Raw genomic sequence first — 17,696 nt, forward strand, 5'->3', positions numbered from 1 at the left:
GCCATTGGCGCAAAACTCACCCGCGCTCGCTTCCACGCCCCCCTGTCACACCCTTGTAAAACACCCGCTCTATCCCTCGGCGCCATCTTTCTCCCACCGAGGGCAAATCCCATGAAAACGCTTCTCTCCGCCGTTGCCGCCACGCTTGTCGCCGGCCTCATGTCCACCGCGGCTTATGCCGAAAGCCTGGTGCTTTATACCAGTCAGCCGAACGAGGATGCGCAGGCGACGGTGGATGCGTTCAAGGCGGCTAACCCCGGCGTCGAGGTCGAGTGGGTGCGCGAGGGGACGACGAAGATCATGGCCAAGCTGATGGCCGAGATCGAGGCGGGCAATCCGGTGGCGGACGTGCTTCTGATCGCCGATATGGTGACGATGCAGCGGCTGAAGGAGGGCGGGCATCTGCTGCCTTACAAGTCGCCCGAGGCGGCGGGCTATGATGCCGCGCTCTATGATGCTGATGGAGCCTATTATTCGACCAAGATGATCACCACCGGCATCGTCTACAACACCTCGGCCGCGATGAAGCCGAAAGGCTGGCAGGATCTTGCCAAGCCCGAGGCCAAGGGCCTCGTCACCATGCCGAGCCCGCTTACGTCCGGTGCTGCGCTGATCCATGCCGAGACGCTCGCCACCATTCCCGGCCTCGGCTGGGATTATTACAAGGCGCTTGCCGAAAACGGCGCGACGGCCGCCGGCGGCAATGGCGGCGTCTTGAAGGCGGTTGCGACCGGCGAGAAGGCCTATGGGATGCTCGTCGATTTCATGGCGATCCGCGAGAAGGCCAAGGGCGCGCCGGTGGAATTCGTCTTCCCGGCCGAGGGCGTTTCCGCCGTCACCGAGCCGGTCGGCATCCTTGAGACCGCGAAGAACGTCGATGCCGCGAAGAAATTCGTGGACTTCCTCATCTCCGAGGAAGGCCAGAAGGTTGCGGCGAAGATGGGCTATATCCCGGCCCGCAACGGCGTGGCGCTGCCGGAAGGCTATCCGGCCCGCGAGACGATCAAGGTGCTGCCGGTCGATGCCGCGGCGGCGGTCAAGAATTCCGAAGCGGACCTCAAAACCTTCTCCGGCATTTTCGGGACGAACTGACGGCCTGATGACACGAGCGGACGAGATCGCCCGCGGCCGGCGCGGCGGCGCTCCGGCGGAATCTGATGCGGAAGGCGGCTCCGGACTGCTGGGGTCGCCTCGACGCCTTCTGTCGAAGGCGTGGCGCTTCGGCCCATTGCGGTTTCTCTTCGGTGGCGGGGAGGCGGCGGAAAGCCGGCTTCCCCAAACCACTTCCGCAAAACTGCCGAACGCGCTGACCCGGACGTTAAGCGGCGTCGAGCTGCCGGCGATGCCTTATGTAACGGAAGGTGGTTCCCTCAACGCGATGCCGCGGCACGGCGGCCAGGCAGGGCGGTGGTTCGCCTTCTCTTTGCGGAGGCCGCGAGTGGCGTCTGGCGGCGAGCCGGCCTGGCTGCTGCCCTTCGTGCTTGGTGCCGTGCTGCTGCTCTCGGTGCTGCCGCTTGCCCGCCTTGCCGGAGCGGGGGTGAGCGGGCTTGTGGGTGGCGAGGCGGCGCGGCTGATCTTCGAGCCGGCGACCTTCGCGGCGCTCCGCAATACGCTCGTCACCGCCACGGGCGGCATGGTCGTCTCGCTTCTCCTCGGCTCGCTCTTCGCCTTCGCGGTGGCGCTCACCGACGTCAGGGGCAAGCTGATTTTGAGCTTCGCCTTCATGCTGCCGATGATGATCCCGCCGCAGGTGACGGCGCTTGCCTGGGTGGAGATGTCCGGCCCGGCAAGCCCGTTGCTCAAGACGCTTGGGCTCGCGCCGCCGCTCGGCAGCCCGCAGCCGCTCTATTCGCTTTCCGGCATCGCGCTTCTCTTGGGCGTGCAGCATGCGCCGCTCGTCTTCCTGGCGCTCAAAGCCGGGCTTGCGGCGAGCCCGCGCGAGGGCATCGAGGCGGCGCGGCTTGCGGGCGCCGGCCCGTTCCGGGTTTTTCGCGATATCGTGCTGCCGCTTGGGCTGCCGGGGCTGATCGCCGGCGGGGCGATCGCCTTCGTCTCCGGCATCGGCAATTTCGGCATTCCGGCGATCCTCGGCATTCCGGCCGGTATCGAGACCTTGCCGACGCTGATCTTCAGCCGGCTGGCGAGTTTCGGCGCTGCCACCTTCGGCGAGATCGCGCTGATCTCGACGCTGATCGCGGCGATCTCCGCCGGCGGGCTCATCGTGCAGCAGCGCGCCCTTGCCGGCCGCGACTATCGCCTGATCGGCCATTCCGGCGCGCGCGCCGCCTTCGCGCTCGGGCGATGGCGCGTCGTGCTGGAGGCGCTGCTATGGGCGGTGCTGGCGCTGGTGCTCGTCGCGCCCCTCTTGGCGCTCGTCGCAAGCTCGCTGGTGCCGGCCTATGGCGTGCCGCTCAATCTCAAGACCGTGTCGCTCAGCGCCTATGGCGAAATCCTGTTCCGGCAGTCGATCACGCTGACGGCGCTGAAAAATTCGCTGTTCCTTGCCTCGGCCGCGGCGCTCGGGCTGCTTGTGGTCACCGTGCCGGCCGCCTATCTGCTGACACGGCGGAACGGCGCGCTCGCCAATCTCATCGCGATCCTGATCGAAGTTCCCTATGCGCTGCCCGGCATCGTGCTCGCCGTCGCCTTCATCCTCACCTTCGCGGCACCGCTGCCGCTTGTCGGTGTCTCGCTCTACGGCACGATCTGGATCATCCTCGCCGCCTATTTCTCTTCCTTCCTTGCCGTCAGCCTGAAGCCGGTCATGAGCGCGTTTCTCCAGATGGACCCCTCGCTCGAGGAGGCGGCGCGGCTTGCCGGAGCGGGTTTTTCCCGCCGCATGCGCGATGTGCTGCTGCCGCTGATCGCGCCGGCGGCCGGGGCCTCCATCATCCTCGTTTTCCTGATCGCGGCGAACGAACTCACCGTCTCGGCGCTGCTTTGGTCGGCGGGCACGCAGACGCTCGGCGTCGCGATCTTCAATCTCGACGACAGCGGCTCGTCCGATCTCGCCTCGGCCCTCTCGGTGCTCGTCGTCCTGCTCGTGATCGCGCTGATGGCGGCGCTTGAATTTTTCGCAAAGTACCTGCCGGAGGGCGTGCTGCCGTGGCGCAACTGATCCTCAATCACCTGACCAAGGATTTCGGCGGAGGAAGGCCTGCAGTCGCCGACGTTTCCCTCACGCTGCGCAAGCAGGCCTTCCTCGCGCTCCTCGGCCCGTCGGGCTGCGGCAAGACGACGGTGCTCCGGATGATCGCCGGATTCGAGCAGCCGAGCGACGGCTCGATCTTCTACGGCGAGCGGCGGCTTTCGGACGCCGAGCGCGCGCTGCCACCGGAAAAGCGCAACATGGCGATGGTGTTCCAGTCCTATGCGCTCTGGCCGCATATGACGGTCGCGGAGAATGTCGGCTATCCCTTGAAGGTGAGGGGGATTTCCGGCGCGGGCTGGCGGAAGCTCGTGGGCGAGGCGCTGTCGCTGGTGAAACTCACCGACTTTGCCGAGCGGCGGCCGTCAGCACTTTCCGGCGGCCAGCGCCAGCGGGTGGCGCTCGCCCGCTGCCTCGTCACCCAGCCGGATGTCGTGCTGCTCGACGAGCCGCTTGCCAATCTCGACCAGCATCTCAGGAAGGCGATGGAGGAGACGTTTCACGCCTTCCACGAGCGCTCCGGCGCGACCATGGTCTATGTCACCCACGACCAGGCCGAGGCGATGGCGCTCGCGACCGACGTCGCGGTGATGTCGGAAGGCCGGCTATTGCAGGTGGCGCCGCCGGCAGAGATCTATGCCAGGCCGGAGGGCCGCGTCGTCGGCGGGCTGATCGGCCGCGGCAGTATTTTGCAGCTGCCGCTGGCGGAGACCGGCGAAAGACAGCTCGGCTGGCCGGTACTGCGCGAGGCGCTCGGGTCGCACGCGGCCAATGGTGCGGTCGGCGGGCCGCCTGCCGACGTGCCCCGAGCCGACGTGCCACTTGCCGATGTTCTCGTGCGGCCCGAGCACGTCCACCGCGGTACCGACGGCATTCCGATGCGGGTGATCTCCTGCGTCTTCGAAGGCGAGCGCTTCGCCGTGGCGCTTGCGCTTCCCGACGGCCAGCGGCTGAAGGCTTTCAGCAGCGTGGCGATCGCGGAGGGGCAGACCGCGCCGTTCGTGATCGCGAGCGGTTGGCGGCTTTGAGGCTGGCGGTGGCGGCGGTGCCACACATACGGCGTCGCTGCCGGCTAACCAGCGGCGAAGTATGCGCACCTCATTCCTGTGCTTGTCACAGGAATCCAGCGCGCCCAAGTCCTTGGGCGCCGGAGACTCCGTATGGTCGACAGTCGGATGTTTTGGGCCGCGCGGAGCGTCTACCGGTGTTTCCGATGCCGCGTCGCACATGCTGAAAGCGAGTCATTCACGCCGCCGACGCGGCGCTGCTGGACTCCTGTGACAAGCACAGGGGTGAGGGAGGTTGGGGTGTGGGCCGTGCCAGGGTTAGTGGCGAGAGGATGCCAGCGCAAGCAGGTGCACGATCTCTCTTGTCGTCATCCTCGGGCTTGATCCGAGGATGACGGAGTGGAAGGCCAGAACTTCGCCCAAGGCCAGAATTTCGCCCAAGGTACGGGGGCGACGATGATGGAACGCCTGTCCGTGATGACGCAAGGGTGGAGCCTCCATCGCCGAAAACTGTATCAAAAAGTTAACTGGTTGCTTTAAACAATCAATAATGCGATAGTGCAAACAATGCTTGACCAATCAAGGGAGGAAGCAATGAAACTCTACCAGGGCATGGGACCGAACTCCTACCGTGTGCGCATCTTCATGGCGGAGAAGGGCATCACGCTGCCGATGGCGAACATCGATTTCTTCAAGAATGAGCACAGGTCGCCGGAATTCCTGAAACTCAATTCGCTCGGTCAGATTCCGGTGCTGGAACTCGACGACGGGACGATCATCACCGAAAGCGTCGCGATCTGCCGTTACCTCGAAGAGACGCATCCAGAGCCGCCGCTGTTCGGAACCGACGCGGTCAGCCGCGCCAAGGTCGAGATGTGGAACCGCCGGGCCGAACTGGTGATCTTCGCCACGGTCGGCAATGTCGCGCTCCACACCGAAGACTTCTTCAAGGATCGCCTCACGCAGTTTCCGGCCTTTGCCGAGACCGAGCGGCAGGCGGTGCCGAAGAAGTGGGCCTGGCTCGACCGCGAGCTTGCCGACGGTCGGCCGTTCCTTGCCGGCGACAGTTTCTCGATCGCCGATATCACCGCCGGCGTGTGTGGCTGGCTGGGCGAAGCCTTCGGCATGGAAATCCCGGCGTCGCTCACAAACGTCCAGCGCTGGAACGAGCGGGTCCGGAGCCGCCCGACCTGGAACGCGTGAGCGCCGGAACGCAAGGCATTTGAAACGACGCAATTCCGGACGGAAACCGTTACGCATTTTCCTGGAATTGCTCTTGGCTCGCAGGTCGGCTCCATGTCGGCCTTGCGGCGGGAGTTCGCCGCTCCGACGTCGAACATTCCCTGAACACGCACAGCGTCCGCCCATGCCCGGGAACCAGCGTCCCGCTCGCACGTTCGGTTTGTCCAGGAGATCAACGGCGACGGCCAGGAACATGCGCGTTTGATGGCCGGGAAGAGAGGCGGCGAGCAAATGTATGTCATGGCCCTTGCGACAGATTATGATGGCACCCTGGCCGAGGACGGGGTTGTCAGGCCGGAAACCCTCGAGGCCTTGAAAAGACTGAGGGAGACCGGCCGCAAGCTCCTCCTCGTTACCGGCCGCGAGCTGCCGGACCTCAAGCGCGTCTTTCCCCATACGGACCTCTTCGACAGGGTCGTCGTCGAGAACGGCGCCTTGCTCTATTCGCCCGATTCCGAAGAGGAGCGGCCGCTTGCGCCCGCGCCGCCGCCGGAATTCGTCGAGCGCCTGAGGCAGAAGGGCGTCGAAGAGATATCCGTCGGGCGGTCCATCGTCGCCACCTGGGAGCCCCATCAGGCCACGGCTCTCGAGGCGATCAACGAGCTCGGCCTCGAACTCGAGATCATTTTCAACAAGGGCGCGGTGATGGTGCTTCCGAGCGGCGTCAACAAGGCGACCGGTCTGAAATCGGCGCTCGAGGAGATGCAGCTTTCCTTCCTTAACGTCGTGGCGGTCGGCGATGCGGAGAACGATCACGCGCTCCTGAGAACGTGCGGCTGCGGCGCTGCGGTCACGAATGCCGTGCCTGCGCTCAAGGAAACGGCCGATCTCGTCCTCGAAGGCGCGCGGGGCGCCGGCGTGGAGGAATTGATCGGGCAGATCATTGAGCTCGATTACGCGCTCTGCGCCAATGCACGTCACCAGGTGCCGATCGGCGAGGACGACGAGGGGACGGTCGAAATCGGGCCGCCTGATGTCCTGCTGATCGCCGGAAGTTCCGGCATCGGCAAGTCGACGCTGGCAACGGCCCTTTCGGAGCGCATGCGGGAGCGGCATTGCCAGTTCTGCGTTTTCGATCCCGAGGGCGACTACGAGGGTCTCGAGGGCGCGGTGACCTTGGGCAGCAGTTCGGCGACACCCACCGATAGCGAGGTGCTGGAACTCCTCGCCAATCCGGAGGACAACGTCGTGGTCAATGCGCTCGGCTTCGAAGTGGAGGAACGGCCGGCGTTCTTCGCCGAACTGATGCCGGGCCTTTCGGCGCTTCGGGCCAAAACCGGCAGGCCGCACTGGCTGATCATCGACGAGGCCCATCACCTCATGCCGGCGTCACGCGACAGTGCCTCGCTTGCGCTTTCGGACGACCGCTCGGGCATGATCATGATCACCGTCCATCCGGATGCCGTTTCTCCCGACGCGCTTGCGGCAGTCACCGCCGTCGCAGCGCTCGGCCCCAAGGCGCGCGAGGTGATCGAGGCTCTTTGCACGACCGTCGGCGAAGCGCCGCCGGACGGCCTCGACGAGCCGCAGGAGGAGGATGAGGTTCTTTTCTGGCAACGCTCGACTGGAGCGCCCGTGCGCCGCATCCGGGTCGAGAAACCGCGGCAGACCCGCAAGCGCCACACGCGGAAATACGCCGAAGGCCATATGGACGAGCAGACAAGCTTCTATTTCCGCGGGCCCAAGAACGAAATGAACCTGCGCGCCCACAATCTGATGATGTTCCTGCAGATCGCCGAAGGAATCGACGACAAGACCTGGGAGCATCATCTGCGGGCCGGCGACTATTCGAAATGGTTCGAGGAACGCATCGGCGATCCGGACCTGGCGGCGGAAGCCGCCGGCATCGAAGAGGATCGTGCGCTCTCGCCCGCCGAGAGCCGCGACAGGATCGCCGAGGCGGTACGCCGTCGCTACACCGCACCCGCATTGGGGTAGGATTGAGCCGGCCGGCAATCGCCGGCGCTTTTCCAGGCGTAGAGATCAAAAAGGCTCTACCGGTTCGGCTTCTGCTTGGAGCCGGCACTCCTACCGTCCGAGCTTTTCGAGCGCTCGTCGAACCGGTCGGCGCCTTTGGCGAGATCGGAACCCTTCTGTGCTTCCACCTTTTTCTCTTCCTTGGCGGCGCTTTTGTGCAGGCCGCGCGACGATTGCTTGCCCTTCGCCGTCGGGGCTTTTTCGACACCCATTGCAGCCACTCCTCCGTGAGCGAAACTGAGTTTGAACGTGCGGGAGCTTTGTTTGTTCCTTCGGCGACCGAGCAGCCTCGGCGGCCGAATTTCTTTCAGTTATCGCGACCGCAGTCATCATCGCCTGCGCCCTGTTCGTCGCCCTTGCCGCTGCGGCAGGAGAGGAGGGCCGGGATCCTGCATGTACGGCAATTAGGAATAGCAGGCATATTTGCTACAGGGGTCGTAGGAGCCTACGATCCGGAGTGGGATAGAACCGCGAAGCGGTCCTGCGCCGAGCAAGGGGCACGCAAATGGATGTCGTCTCGAATACCGATCACCCGCTTGAGGAATGGCGCCCGGGCGTCCAGACCCGGATGCACGTCGCCGCCTCAGTTGGCTCGACAGAGCTCTGCATCTTCGAGCAGTGGGTCGCACCTGGCGCCGGCGCGCCTGACCATTTCCATTTCGTGGAGGAGGTGCTGACCGTGCTGGCGGGCGAAGCGGAGACCTGGCTCGGTGGGGAGCGCATGGTGCTGACGCATGGCCGCTCGCTGATCGTTCCTGCTGGCCTCCGGCATGGCTTCCGCAATGTAGGCAAGTCGACCCTTCACATGCATGCGGTTCTTGCCTCCGCCTGTTTCGAGGCAGCGTTCGACCATCGCGAACCTCCGGTTCGTCGATGGGCGAGGCTGTAGCCGGTCATCCGGCCATTTGTATGAGGCCCGCCGCACGTAGCTGTGGACTTGCCTCGTTTTTGCCGTTCTTGCCTTCTCCGTGGCCTTTTTGAGTTCCTAAAATAGCTGACTGATTCGCGCCCGCACCGCTTTCGTCGCAGTTTCCGGGGGCCGACAAGCCTTTGACAACCCGCGGAACTGCCCAAGGAGAAGAGCCATGACAGAGTACAAGAAGCCTATCATCACGGAGATGCGTCCGAAAATCACTGTCATCGGTGTCGGCGGCGGTGGCGGCAACGCCATCAACAACATGATCGCGGAAGAGCTGCAAGGCGTCGATTTCATCGCTGCCAACACCGACGCGCAGGCGCTTTCGATGTCAAAGGCGGAGCGGCGCATCCAGCTCGGCGCGGCCGTGACCGAAGGCCTCGGCGCCGGCTCGTTGCCCGATATCGGCAACGCCGCGGCCCAGGAATCGATCGACGAGATCATGGATCATCTGGGCGGCACGCATATGTGCTTCGTCACCGCGGGCATGGGTGGCGGCACGGGCACCGGGGCGGCGCCGGTTATCGCGGAGGCAGCACGCCGCGCCGGCATCCTGACGGTCGCGGTGGTCACGAAACCCTTCAGCTTCGAGGGCAAGCGGCGGATGCAGACGGCGGAGCAGGGCATCGAGCGGCTGCGCGAGAGCGCCGACACCGTCATCGTCATCCCCAACCAGAACCTCTTCCGCATCGCCGACGCCAAAACCACCTTCGCCGATGCCTTCATGATCGCGGACCGGGTGCTCTATTCGGGGGTCAGCTGCATCACCGACCTGATCGTCAAGGAAGGCCTGATGAACCTCGACTTCGCCGATGTGAAGACGGTGATGAAGGGCATGGGCCGGGCGATGATGGGAACGGGCGAGGCGACCGGAGACAACCGCGCGATGATGGCGGCCGAAGCGGCGATCGCCAACCCGCTGCTCGACGAAGTGTCGATGCGCGGCGCCAAGGGCGTGCTGGTCTCGATCTCCGGCGGCATGGACATGACGCTGTTCGAGGTCGACGAGGCGGCCACCCGCATCCGCGAGGAGGTCTATGACGAGGCCGACATCGTCGTCGGCGCGATCTTCGACCGGACGCTCGACGGCACCTTCCGCGTGTCGGTGGTGGCAACGGGCCTCGACAGCCCGCGCACAGCCGGCGAAATGCAGGGCCAACCCGAGATGGTCAACGGCCAGCCGGCGCAGATGCCATCGCGCACGCTGCAATAAGTCCGCGAAATCAGGCAATCCCCGGCGGAAAGCCGTCGCACGCTATTCGTGGAATTGGTTTGAATTACGCAATTCCGGAGGGAAAACCGCTACACACTTTTTCTGGAATTGCTTAGGCGGGGGAGCCGGAGAAGCAGGCGGTGCAAGGCGAGCCTTCTCGTTCCGCAGCTTCTCCGGCACTGCCTATCCCGGCAAGCCGGCGCGCTCGAGGTCGGTGGCGAAGCGGTCGATGAAGTGTTCCGGCATGGCCGGGACGCCGCCGAAATAGAATTCGGCTCGTGCTTTTTCGATCGTCATCTCCGGCCGAAATTTTAGAAGTTCGGTGAGCGCCGCAGGTGCCGCCTCGGCGTTGCCTTGGGCGCCGACGACTGCCGTCAGCAGCATTGCCGGCCAGAAGGTGGTGTTTTCCTGCCTCAGCGATGCTCGGGCCGCAGCTTCGGCTTGCATGAGCCGGCCCGACTGGTAATGCGCGATCGCCAGCATGTTGTGGAACGTCCAGAGATGCGGATCGCGCGGGCTCAGCCGGAACGCCTCGTTGATTTCGGCGATGCCTTCCTCCGGGCGTTCGACGTAGCAGAGCGCCTGGCCCAGGGCGAAATGGCCCTGGGCAAAGCTTGCGTCGAGCTCGAGCGCATTGCGCAGATGGACGATGCCACGTTCCGGCTGACCGCGCAGAGCCAGCGCCCGGCCGAGGGCGACATGGGCGGCGGGCTCGCGGCTGTCGAGGGCGATTGCGCGCTCCGCGAGCCGGATGGCGTCGGCGATCCGCAAGCCGCGCTCGTCCATCGGGCCATACCAGCCGAGCTGGATGTGCACATAGGCGAGGCGCGCATAGGCCTGCGCGAATGTCGGGTCGACGCGCACCGCGCGTTCGAAGAGCTCTTTCGCGATCTTCAGGTCGTCCAGATTGAACTTGTAGAGGTGCCAGAGACCTTTGAGGTAGATGTCCCAGGCATCCATGTCGGCGGCGGTCTGCCCGCGAAGGGCAGCAAATTCGATGATGCCGAGTTCGGGCTGGACCGTGCCGGTGATCTGGCCGGCGATCTCGTCCTGAAGCACGAACAGGTCGTCCAGCGTCCGGTCGTAGCGTTCCGCCCAGAGAAGCGTGGCGCTGTCTGCGCGCAGAAGCTGGGCGGTGATGCGGATGCGGTCGCCCGATCGCCGGACGCTGCCTTCGATCACGTATTTCACCCCGAGATCCTCGGCGGCCTTCCGGACGTCCACGGGCTTGCCCTTGTAGGCGAAGGAGGAATTGCGGGCGACGACGTGCAGCCACCGGCAGCGCGCGAGCGTGTGGATGAGCTCCTCGGTGAACCCGTCGGCAAAATGCTCCTGTTCGTCGACGCTGGACATGTTGATGAACGGCAGCACCGCAATCGACGGCCGCTTGCGATCGGGCAGGGTGCGGGCGGCGTGAGCGGATGGGGGCTGATCGCATCGGTCGTCGTCACCGAGCCGACGCGCCGCCGCCGTGCTGCCGGGCGCCGCCTCGTCCGGCATCCAGCGCCAGACGCGAACGGGGTGGCGAATGTCGGGGAGCGTGCGGCGGCCGAGATCGGTCGAAGGAAAATCGAGCTTCGTCCCGATATGGTCGTGCACCTGTTGCGAGATGCAGATGCCGCCCGGCGGTGCGATCTCCTGGAGCCGCGCGGCGACGATGACGCCATCGCCGTGAATCCCGTCGTCTTCTACGATGACATCGCCGAGGTGAATGCCGATCCGCAGGTGCATGTGGCGGTCGGAATCTGCGGTTTCGTTGCGCCGGAGCATTGCCTGCTGGATCTCGAGCGCCGAGGTGACCGCCCCGAAGACGCTCGGAAATTCGGCGAGCAGGCCGTCGCCGATCTGCCGGACGACCCGGCCGCCGCGCTCGGCAATGGTCGGGAGAATGACCTCCGTCTGGTGCGCCTTCAGCGCCGCGAAGGTGCCGGCCTCGTCATGCCGCATCATCCGGCTGTAGCCGGAAAAATCCGCGTCCAGGATTGCTGCCAGCCGCCGCTTCATGCGCCCCGTCTCCTACAGCGCCGTGCGTGTTTCAGACCCACGAAGATCGCTGTAGCACTTTGAATTGCTGCGGAAGAGTAACAATCGCGGAATTGGGAGTCCATGAAGACGGCCGGCGTCGCGGGACCATTCATTCGATCAGCAGCAGCCCGCGCTTCTTTTCGCCATCGAACGTATCCATCGCCGAGAACAGCCGTTCGCGCTCGATCAGCCAGGGCTTGTAGTCCTCGTTCACGTCGAGAACGAAGACCATGTCTTCCGCCTCGAGATACGCTGCGATCGGCGAGTGATGGCCGACGCCGGCGCCGAAGATCTTTTCGCGGGTGAAATTGACGATGTAGCGGCGGCCGGGATCGTTGGCGCGCTTCATATGATCGTGGAATTCCTCCGCCGTCAGGTCCCGAAGAACCGATACCTCCCGGCCGGTCTTCGCTCGCGCGACTTCGGCAAGTTCATCAAGCGTGAGCCCCATGAAGCAGAACCCGGTCCAGCACTTGCCCGTGCCTTCGAGGACTTCGGCCTCGGTCGTCTCCTCTTCTCCAATGGAGCGGAACGCGTTGGCGATGCTGGCGGGGCCGCAGCGCGAGCCGTTCGACTGCCAGGTGACGTCCTTGCCGAAGCTGGCGGCCACCGGGAGCTGCCAGGCGCGGTCCATCAGTTCCGGCGTGCGAATGACCGCGGATTGGATCGCTTCGGACGAAACGCCGGACGGGACAGCGGCGAAATAGGTGGCGCCGCAGAGCACGCCGACGCCGACCGCTATGGCGAAAACCAGACCGCGCTTCATGGCGGGAACCTCGACCGGGCAGACTACAGCGCCACGCGTCTTATCAGACGCGCAAAGCACGCTGTCCTTAAAACGGATACGATTTAAGGAAACATGCAGTAGGAACAATGCCTGATGGAGGTCGCAGGATCAATCAGAACCGCGGCGCGTCGCCGTTAGTCGGACGGGAGAATTTCACTGCCGCGTGTTATGCGGTCGCCTAGCGCCCGTTTGCCGACGTCACGCGCCAGATGACGTTGCCAACGTCGTCGGCCACCAGCAAGGCGCCTTTCTTGTCGATCGCCACGCCGACCGGGCGCCCCAGCGCCTTGTCGTCCTTGTCGATGAAACCGGTCAGGACGTCCTTCGGCGGGCCGGCGGGTTTGCCGTCCCGGAAGGGCACGAAGATCACCTTGTAGCCGCTGCGCACGCTGCGGTTCCATGAGCCGTGCTGGCCGACGAAGGCGCCGTTGGCGTAGTCCGGCCCGAGCCGTGCGCCGGCCGCGAAGGTCAGCCCCAGCGAGGCGGTGTGGGCGCCGAGCGCATAATCGGGCTTGATCGCCTTCTCGACGAGGTCCGGGCGCGGCGGCTTGACGCGCGCGTCGACGTTCTGGCCGAAATAGCTGTAGGGCCAGCCGTAGAAGCCGCCACCCCGCACGGAGGTCATGTAGTCCGGCACCAGATCGTCACCGAGCTCGTCGCGCTCGTTGACGGCGACCCAAAGCCTGCCGTCGTCGGGATTCCAGGAGAGCCCGTTCGGGTTTCTCAGGCCCGAGGCGAAGACCCGTGTGCGGCGGGTCGCCGCGTCGACCTCGAGAACGGCGGCGCGATTTTCCTCCGCGGCCATGCCGTTTTCCCCGACATTGCTGTTCGATCCGACGGTGACATAGAGCTTGCTGCCGTCGCGGCTGGCGATCACGTCCTTGGTCCAGTGATGGTTGAGGTCTCCCGCCGGCAGATCGACGATCTTCTCAGGCGCTGCCTTCATTCGGGTCTCGCCTTCGGTATAGGGGAAGGCGACAAGGGCATCGGTGTTCGCGACGTAGAGCCTGCCTTTGGAAAGTGTCATGCCGAAGGGGGAGTTGAGACCCTCGATGAAAGCACTGCGCTGATCGGCGACACCATCGCCGTTGGTGTCACGCAAGAGGGTGATGCGATTGGCGCTTTTGGTGGCGGCGCCGGCCCGCTTCTGGGCCTGATCCATGAACACCTTCTTGATGCTGAAGCCTCCGTTGCGTTTGGCGGGGGCATTGCTTTCGGCAACCAGCACGTCGCCATTCGGCAGCACATGCAGCCAGCGCGGATGGTCGAGGTCGCCGGCAAAGGCGTTCACCTTCAGCCCGCTTGCCGCCTTCGGCTTGGCGCCATTTGGCCAACCCTTGGCCTCGGCGATGTTGACCGTCGGTATCAGCGTGCTGGTGGGCGCCGGCAAGGTCGGGTCGGGGCCGTAGCTGCCGCTTTGCTCCGCTCGTCCTTGCGCCGAAACGCCGGCGCAAGCCGCGGCGAGCGCACCGGCGAGGACGGTAGCTGCAATTCCAATCGCACCGGTATTCATCTTGCGTCCTTCGAGCGGAATATTCGTGCCGCGCTCGCATCGTCTCACGAGGCTTCGATGCGCTCCAGCTTCTTTCTCTCGCGCTCCTAACGGCGGTGCCCGGCCATCGTTCCCTGCAATCTTTGCGCGGGGCGTCATTAGGAGTATTCTTAAATGCTTAGGCGAAAAGCCTATGTTTTCGGGAGGAAAAGATGAAACGCAGAACCCAGACCGGGGGGAGCACGTCGCGTCGCAAATTCCTGAGTGGCGCAGCAATGGCCGGAGCGGCGATGGTCGCTGCACCGAGCATCGTCAAGGCACAGGGGCCCGTGAGCATGCGCTGGCAGAGCACATGGCCCTCCAAGGACATCTTTCACGAATTCGCGCTGGATTTCGCCAAGAAGGTCAACGACATGACCGGCGGGGACCTCAATATAGAGGTGCTGCCGGCGGGTGCCGTGGTACCGGCATTCGGCCTGCTCGACGCCGTCTCGCAAGGGACGCTCGACGGCGGCCACGGCGTCGTCGCTTACCACTATGGAAAACAGTCGGCGCTGGCCCTGTGGGGCTCCGGGCCGGGCTTTGCCATGGATGCCAACATGCTGCTCGCCTGGCACAAATACGGCGGCGGCAAGGAGTTGCTCGCGAAACTTTATGAATCGATCGGCGCGAACGTCGTTTCGCTCCTCTACGGACCGATGCCGACGCAGCCCCTCGGCTGGTTCAAGAAGCCCGTCGCCAAGGCCGAGGACATCGAGGGGCTGAAGTTCCGCACCGTCGGCATCTCGATCGACGTCTTCACCGGTCTAGGTGCCGCCGTCAACGCACTGCCGGGCGGAGAAATCGTCGCGGCTCTGGACCGCGGCCTGCTCGATGCGGCCGAGTTCAACAATGCTTCGTCCGACCGGGTGCTAGGTTTCCCGGACGTCTCGAAGATCTGCATGCTGCAGAGCTATCACCAGAATGCCGAACAGTTCGAGATCCTGTTCAACAAGGCCAAGTATGACGGCCTGCCCGAGCAGATGAAGGCGATAATCTCCAACGCGGCGGAGGCTGCGTCGCAGGACATGCATTGGAAGGCAATCGACCGCTATTCGAAAGACTATGTGGCGATGCAGACGGACGACCAGGTGAAGTTCTACAAAACGCCGGACGCGATCCTGAAAAGGCAGCTCGAAGTTTATGACGAGGTGGTGAAGAAGAAGGCGGCGGAAAACCCGCTGTTCAAGGAGGTCATCCAGTCCCAAATTGCCTTTGCCGATCGGGCGACGCGATGGGAACAGGATACCGTCGTCGGCCGGCGGCTGGTCTTCGACCATTACTTCGGCCAGGAGGGTGTGGCCAAGGAGCTTTAGCTCGACAAGGCCTCGGGCCGCTGGGCCCGAGGCCGCAAACGTCACCGATTCCAATGAGATAGAGCGGTGATGCGGCCACGGCCGTGTCTGCCGCCGCCGGTGGGAGGCGCGGGGTGAACGTTCAGCATTTTCTCCTGAGGGTCGATGCAATCAGCGTTTGGGTCGGGAAGGCTTCGGCCTGGCTGATCATCGGACTGATGGCACTCGTCTGCGTCGAGGTCTTCAAGCGCTACATCATGAACATGCCGACGGCGTGGATCTTCGATGCCAGCAACATGTTCTACGGCACGCTTTTCATGCTCGCCGGCGCCTATGCGCTGGCGCAGAACGCCCATGTGCGCGGCGATTTTCTCTATAGTTCGCTTAAGCCCCGCACGCAGGCGGCGCTCGACCTTTTGCTCTACATCCTCTTCTTCCTGCCCGGCGTCGCCGCCCTGATCTATGCCGGCTACGACTATGCGGCGCTGTCCTGGCGGATCGGGGAGCATTCGACGGTGACGGCGGAAGGACCGCCGATCTATTATTTCAAGACGGTAATTCCGATCGCGGGCGCGCTCGTGATGCTGCAGGGGCTCGCCGAGATCGCCCGCTGCGTTGTGTGTCTCAGGACCGGGGAGTGGCCGAGCCGGCTGCGCGACGTCGAGGAGATCGACGTCGTCGCCGAGCAGCTCGCGCACAGCGAATTTGTCGACGAGGAAGCCCGCGAGGCGGCGATCGAGCGGGCGCAGAACATCGAAAAGGCGGCCCGGCAACGGGGCATGGGGGGAGAGGCCGAAACGTGAGCGATCCGTTCCTTGGACTGACGATGCTGGCGCTCATTATCGTCGTCATCATCATGGGCTTCCCGACCGCCTTCACACTGATGGGGCTCGGCATGCTCTTCGGCTTCTATGCCTTCTACAATCCGGCCGAGCACTGGATCGACAACCGCGTCTTCGACCTGATGGTCCAGCGCACCTATGGGGCGATGACCAACGACGTGCTGATCTCGATCCCGCTCTTCGTGCTGATGGGCTATGTGATGGAGAGGGGCGCGCTGGTCGACAAGATGTTCTACAGCATCCAGCTCTCCTTCCGGCGGGTGCCGGCGTCGCTCGCCGTGGCGACGCTGATCGTCTGCACCTTCTGGGGCATTGCGAGCGGCCTTGTCGGCGCCGTGGTGGTGCTGATGGGCGTCATCGCCATGAACCCGATGCTGCGCGCCGGCTACGACGTCAAGCTCGCCTCGGGAGTGATCACCGCCGGCGGCACCCTCGGCATCCTCATTCCGCCCTCGGTGATGATCATCGTCTATGCGGCGGTGGCAGGGCAGTCGGTGGTCAAGCTCTATGCCGCCACGATGTTTCCCGGCTTCTTCCTGTCGCTCCTCTATCTTGCCTATATTCTCGGCTGGGCGGCGATCAATCCGAAGATCGCGCCGGCTTTGCCCGAGGAGCAGACGCGGGTTCCGGTTGCCTCCTGGATGCCCCGCCTTCAGGCAGCCTATTCGCCAAACATGCTGGCCGGGCTTTTCCGCGCCCTGGTCTCGCCGTCGAAGGCGATGGCGCTCGATACCGGGGAGGGGCGGCTCACCTATTGGCGGCTCGTCAAGAATTTCGGCGCGGCGCTGGTGCCCTTCTCGCTGACGGCCTTCACGCTCGCGCTCGTGTGGTGGTATGCCGTCATCCATCCGCAGGCCTCCGCCGAGACGGAAGCGCCGGAGGGGCTGGAGCAACTCGGCGCGCCGGCGGCGGATGCAGGTCCGGCTGCGGTCGACGGGCCGGCGACCACTTTCTACGTGTCCTTCGGCATCGCCGCCGCGATCGCCGCCGTGGTGCTCATCCGCTACTACCGCAATATGAGCGCGGAGCGGCTTCAGGTGATGAAGATGCTCGTCTCCTCCGTCCTGCCGCTCGCCATACTGACGGTCGTCGTGCTTGCCGTCATCCTGTTCGGCATCACGACCGCGACCGAATCCGCGGCTGTCGGCGCCGCCGGTGCCTTCCTGCTCGCCTTTCAGGCGCGCACGCTCAACTGGAAACGCACCAAGGAAGCGGTGTTCCTGACGGCAAAGACCACGGCCATGGTGTGCTGGCTCTTCGTCGGCTCGGCGCTCTTCTCCGCCGTCTTCGCCATCCTTGGCGGACAGGCGCTGATCGAGCAATGGGTGCTGGCGCTCGATCTCACGCCCGTTCAGTTCATGATCCTGTCGCAGGCGATCATCTTCATTCTCGGCTGGCCGCTCGAATGGACCGAGATCATCATCATCTTCGTGCCGATCTTCCTTCCGATGCTGAGGCACTTCGACATCGACCCGGTTCTCTGGGGCGTGCTCGTTTTCGTCAACCTGCAGGCGGCCTTCCTGTCGCCGCCGGTCGCGATGTCGGCTTACTATCTGAAGGGCGTCTCGCCGCCGCATGTCACCTTGAACCAGATCTTCGCCGGCATGATGCCCTACATGCTGATCGTCATCCTCTGCATGGTCCTCATGTATCTCTGGCCCGGCATGACGCTCTGGCTGCCGGAGTATCTCTACGGTTGAGCGGGACCCGCGC

General features: G+C 64.5%; 14 protein-coding genes. 10 read left to right on the forward strand and 4 right to left on the reverse strand.

The window, feature by feature from the left end; translation table 11 throughout:
• Nucleotides 1-111 precede the first annotated feature (111 nt).
• From QN219_RS24050 to QN219_RS24070, 5 genes are all read left to right on the forward strand, one after another.
• Nucleotides 112-1,092 carry an ABC transporter substrate-binding protein gene (locus QN219_RS24050; protein ID WP_284002586.1) on the forward strand — a complete coding sequence of 327 codons (981 nt, stop codon included), beginning with the start codon at nucleotides 112-114 and terminating at the stop codon, nucleotides 1,090-1,092.
• 7 nt (nucleotides 1,093-1,099) lie between these two features.
• Entirely contained in the window at nucleotides 1,100-3,118 is a 2,019-nt protein-coding gene (locus QN219_RS24055) for an iron ABC transporter permease (protein WP_284002587.1), read from the forward strand.
• Nucleotides 3,106-4,176: an ABC transporter ATP-binding protein gene (locus QN219_RS24060; RefSeq protein ID WP_284002588.1), complete on the forward strand. Its 1,071-nt coding sequence runs from the start codon at nucleotides 3,106-3,108 to the stop codon at nucleotides 4,174-4,176. Before QN219_RS24055 ends, QN219_RS24060 begins: the two co-directional genes overlap by 13 nt.
• Nucleotides 4,177-4,749: 573 nt before the next feature.
• The gene (locus QN219_RS24065; RefSeq protein WP_284002589.1) at nucleotides 4,750-5,358 is read left to right on the forward strand and encodes a glutathione S-transferase family protein; all 609 of its coding nucleotides are present in this window, start codon (nucleotides 4,750-4,752) and stop codon (nucleotides 5,356-5,358) included.
• A gap of 270 nt (nucleotides 5,359-5,628) precedes the next feature.
• Nucleotides 5,629-7,335, forward strand: coding sequence for an HAD-IIB family hydrolase (locus QN219_RS24070; RefSeq protein ID WP_309486620.1), 1,707 nt, complete (start codon nucleotides 5,629-5,631; stop codon nucleotides 7,333-7,335).
• 56 nt (nucleotides 7,336-7,391) lie between these two features.
• On the opposite strand, the gene QN219_RS24075 is transcribed toward QN219_RS24070, so the two are convergent.
• Nucleotides 7,392-7,586 (reverse strand): hypothetical protein, encoded by a 195-nt coding sequence (locus tag QN219_RS24075; RefSeq protein WP_284002591.1) that lies wholly within the window; start codon nucleotides 7,584-7,586, stop codon nucleotides 7,392-7,394.
• A 293-nt stretch (nucleotides 7,587-7,879) separates the two neighbouring features.
• Here QN219_RS24075 and QN219_RS24080 point away from each other — a divergent pair, with 293 nt between their 5' ends.
• Nucleotides 7,880-8,263: a cupin domain-containing protein gene (locus QN219_RS24080; RefSeq protein ID WP_284002592.1), complete on the forward strand. Its 384-nt coding sequence runs from the start codon at nucleotides 7,880-7,882 to the stop codon at nucleotides 8,261-8,263.
• Between the two features lie 196 nt (nucleotides 8,264-8,459).
• The gene (gene ftsZ, locus QN219_RS24085) at nucleotides 8,460-9,503 is read left to right on the forward strand and encodes a cell division protein FtsZ (RefSeq protein ID WP_284002593.1); all 1,044 of its coding nucleotides are present in this window, start codon (nucleotides 8,460-8,462) and stop codon (nucleotides 9,501-9,503) included.
• Nucleotides 9,504-9,686: 183 nt separating this feature from the next.
• Here the strand turns inward: ftsZ and QN219_RS24090 are convergent, their stop codons facing one another.
• The 3 genes from QN219_RS24090 to QN219_RS24100 all read right to left on the reverse strand — a co-directional run bounded on the left by QN219_RS24090 (nucleotide 9,687) and on the right by QN219_RS24100 (nucleotide 13,828).
• Nucleotides 9,687-11,507 (reverse strand): tetratricopeptide repeat protein, encoded by a 1,821-nt coding sequence (locus tag QN219_RS24090; RefSeq protein WP_284002594.1) that lies wholly within the window; start codon nucleotides 11,505-11,507, stop codon nucleotides 9,687-9,689.
• 130 nt (nucleotides 11,508-11,637) lie between these two features.
• Nucleotides 11,638-12,294, reverse strand: coding sequence for a phytochelatin synthase family protein (locus tag QN219_RS24095; RefSeq protein ID WP_284002595.1), 657 nt, complete (start codon nucleotides 12,292-12,294; stop codon nucleotides 11,638-11,640).
• Between the two features lie 199 nt (nucleotides 12,295-12,493).
• Nucleotides 12,494-13,828 (reverse strand): sorbosone dehydrogenase family protein, encoded by a 1,335-nt coding sequence (locus QN219_RS24100; RefSeq protein ID WP_284002596.1) that lies wholly within the window; start codon nucleotides 13,826-13,828, stop codon nucleotides 12,494-12,496.
• A gap of 191 nt (nucleotides 13,829-14,019) precedes the next feature.
• Between QN219_RS24100 and QN219_RS24105 the strand changes: the two genes are divergently transcribed.
• From QN219_RS24105 to QN219_RS24115, 3 genes are all read left to right on the forward strand, one after another.
• Nucleotides 14,020-15,162 carry a TRAP transporter substrate-binding protein gene (locus tag QN219_RS24105; RefSeq protein WP_284002597.1) on the forward strand — a complete coding sequence of 381 codons (1,143 nt, stop codon included), beginning with the start codon at nucleotides 14,020-14,022 and terminating at the stop codon, nucleotides 15,160-15,162.
• Nucleotides 15,163-15,275: 113 nt separating this feature from the next.
• Entirely contained in the window at nucleotides 15,276-15,944 is a 669-nt protein-coding gene (locus tag QN219_RS24110) for a TRAP transporter small permease subunit (protein WP_284002598.1), read from the forward strand.
• Nucleotides 15,941-17,683: a TRAP transporter large permease subunit gene (locus tag QN219_RS24115; protein WP_284002599.1), complete on the forward strand. Its 1,743-nt coding sequence runs from the start codon at nucleotides 15,941-15,943 to the stop codon at nucleotides 17,681-17,683. Before QN219_RS24110 ends, QN219_RS24115 begins: the two co-directional genes overlap by 4 nt.
• Nucleotides 17,684-17,696 lie beyond the last annotated feature (13 nt).

It is taken from the genome of Sinorhizobium sp. 8-89, from assembly GCF_030124325.1.
Classification (GTDB): Bacteria; Pseudomonadota; Alphaproteobacteria; order Rhizobiales; family Rhizobiaceae; genus Sinorhizobium.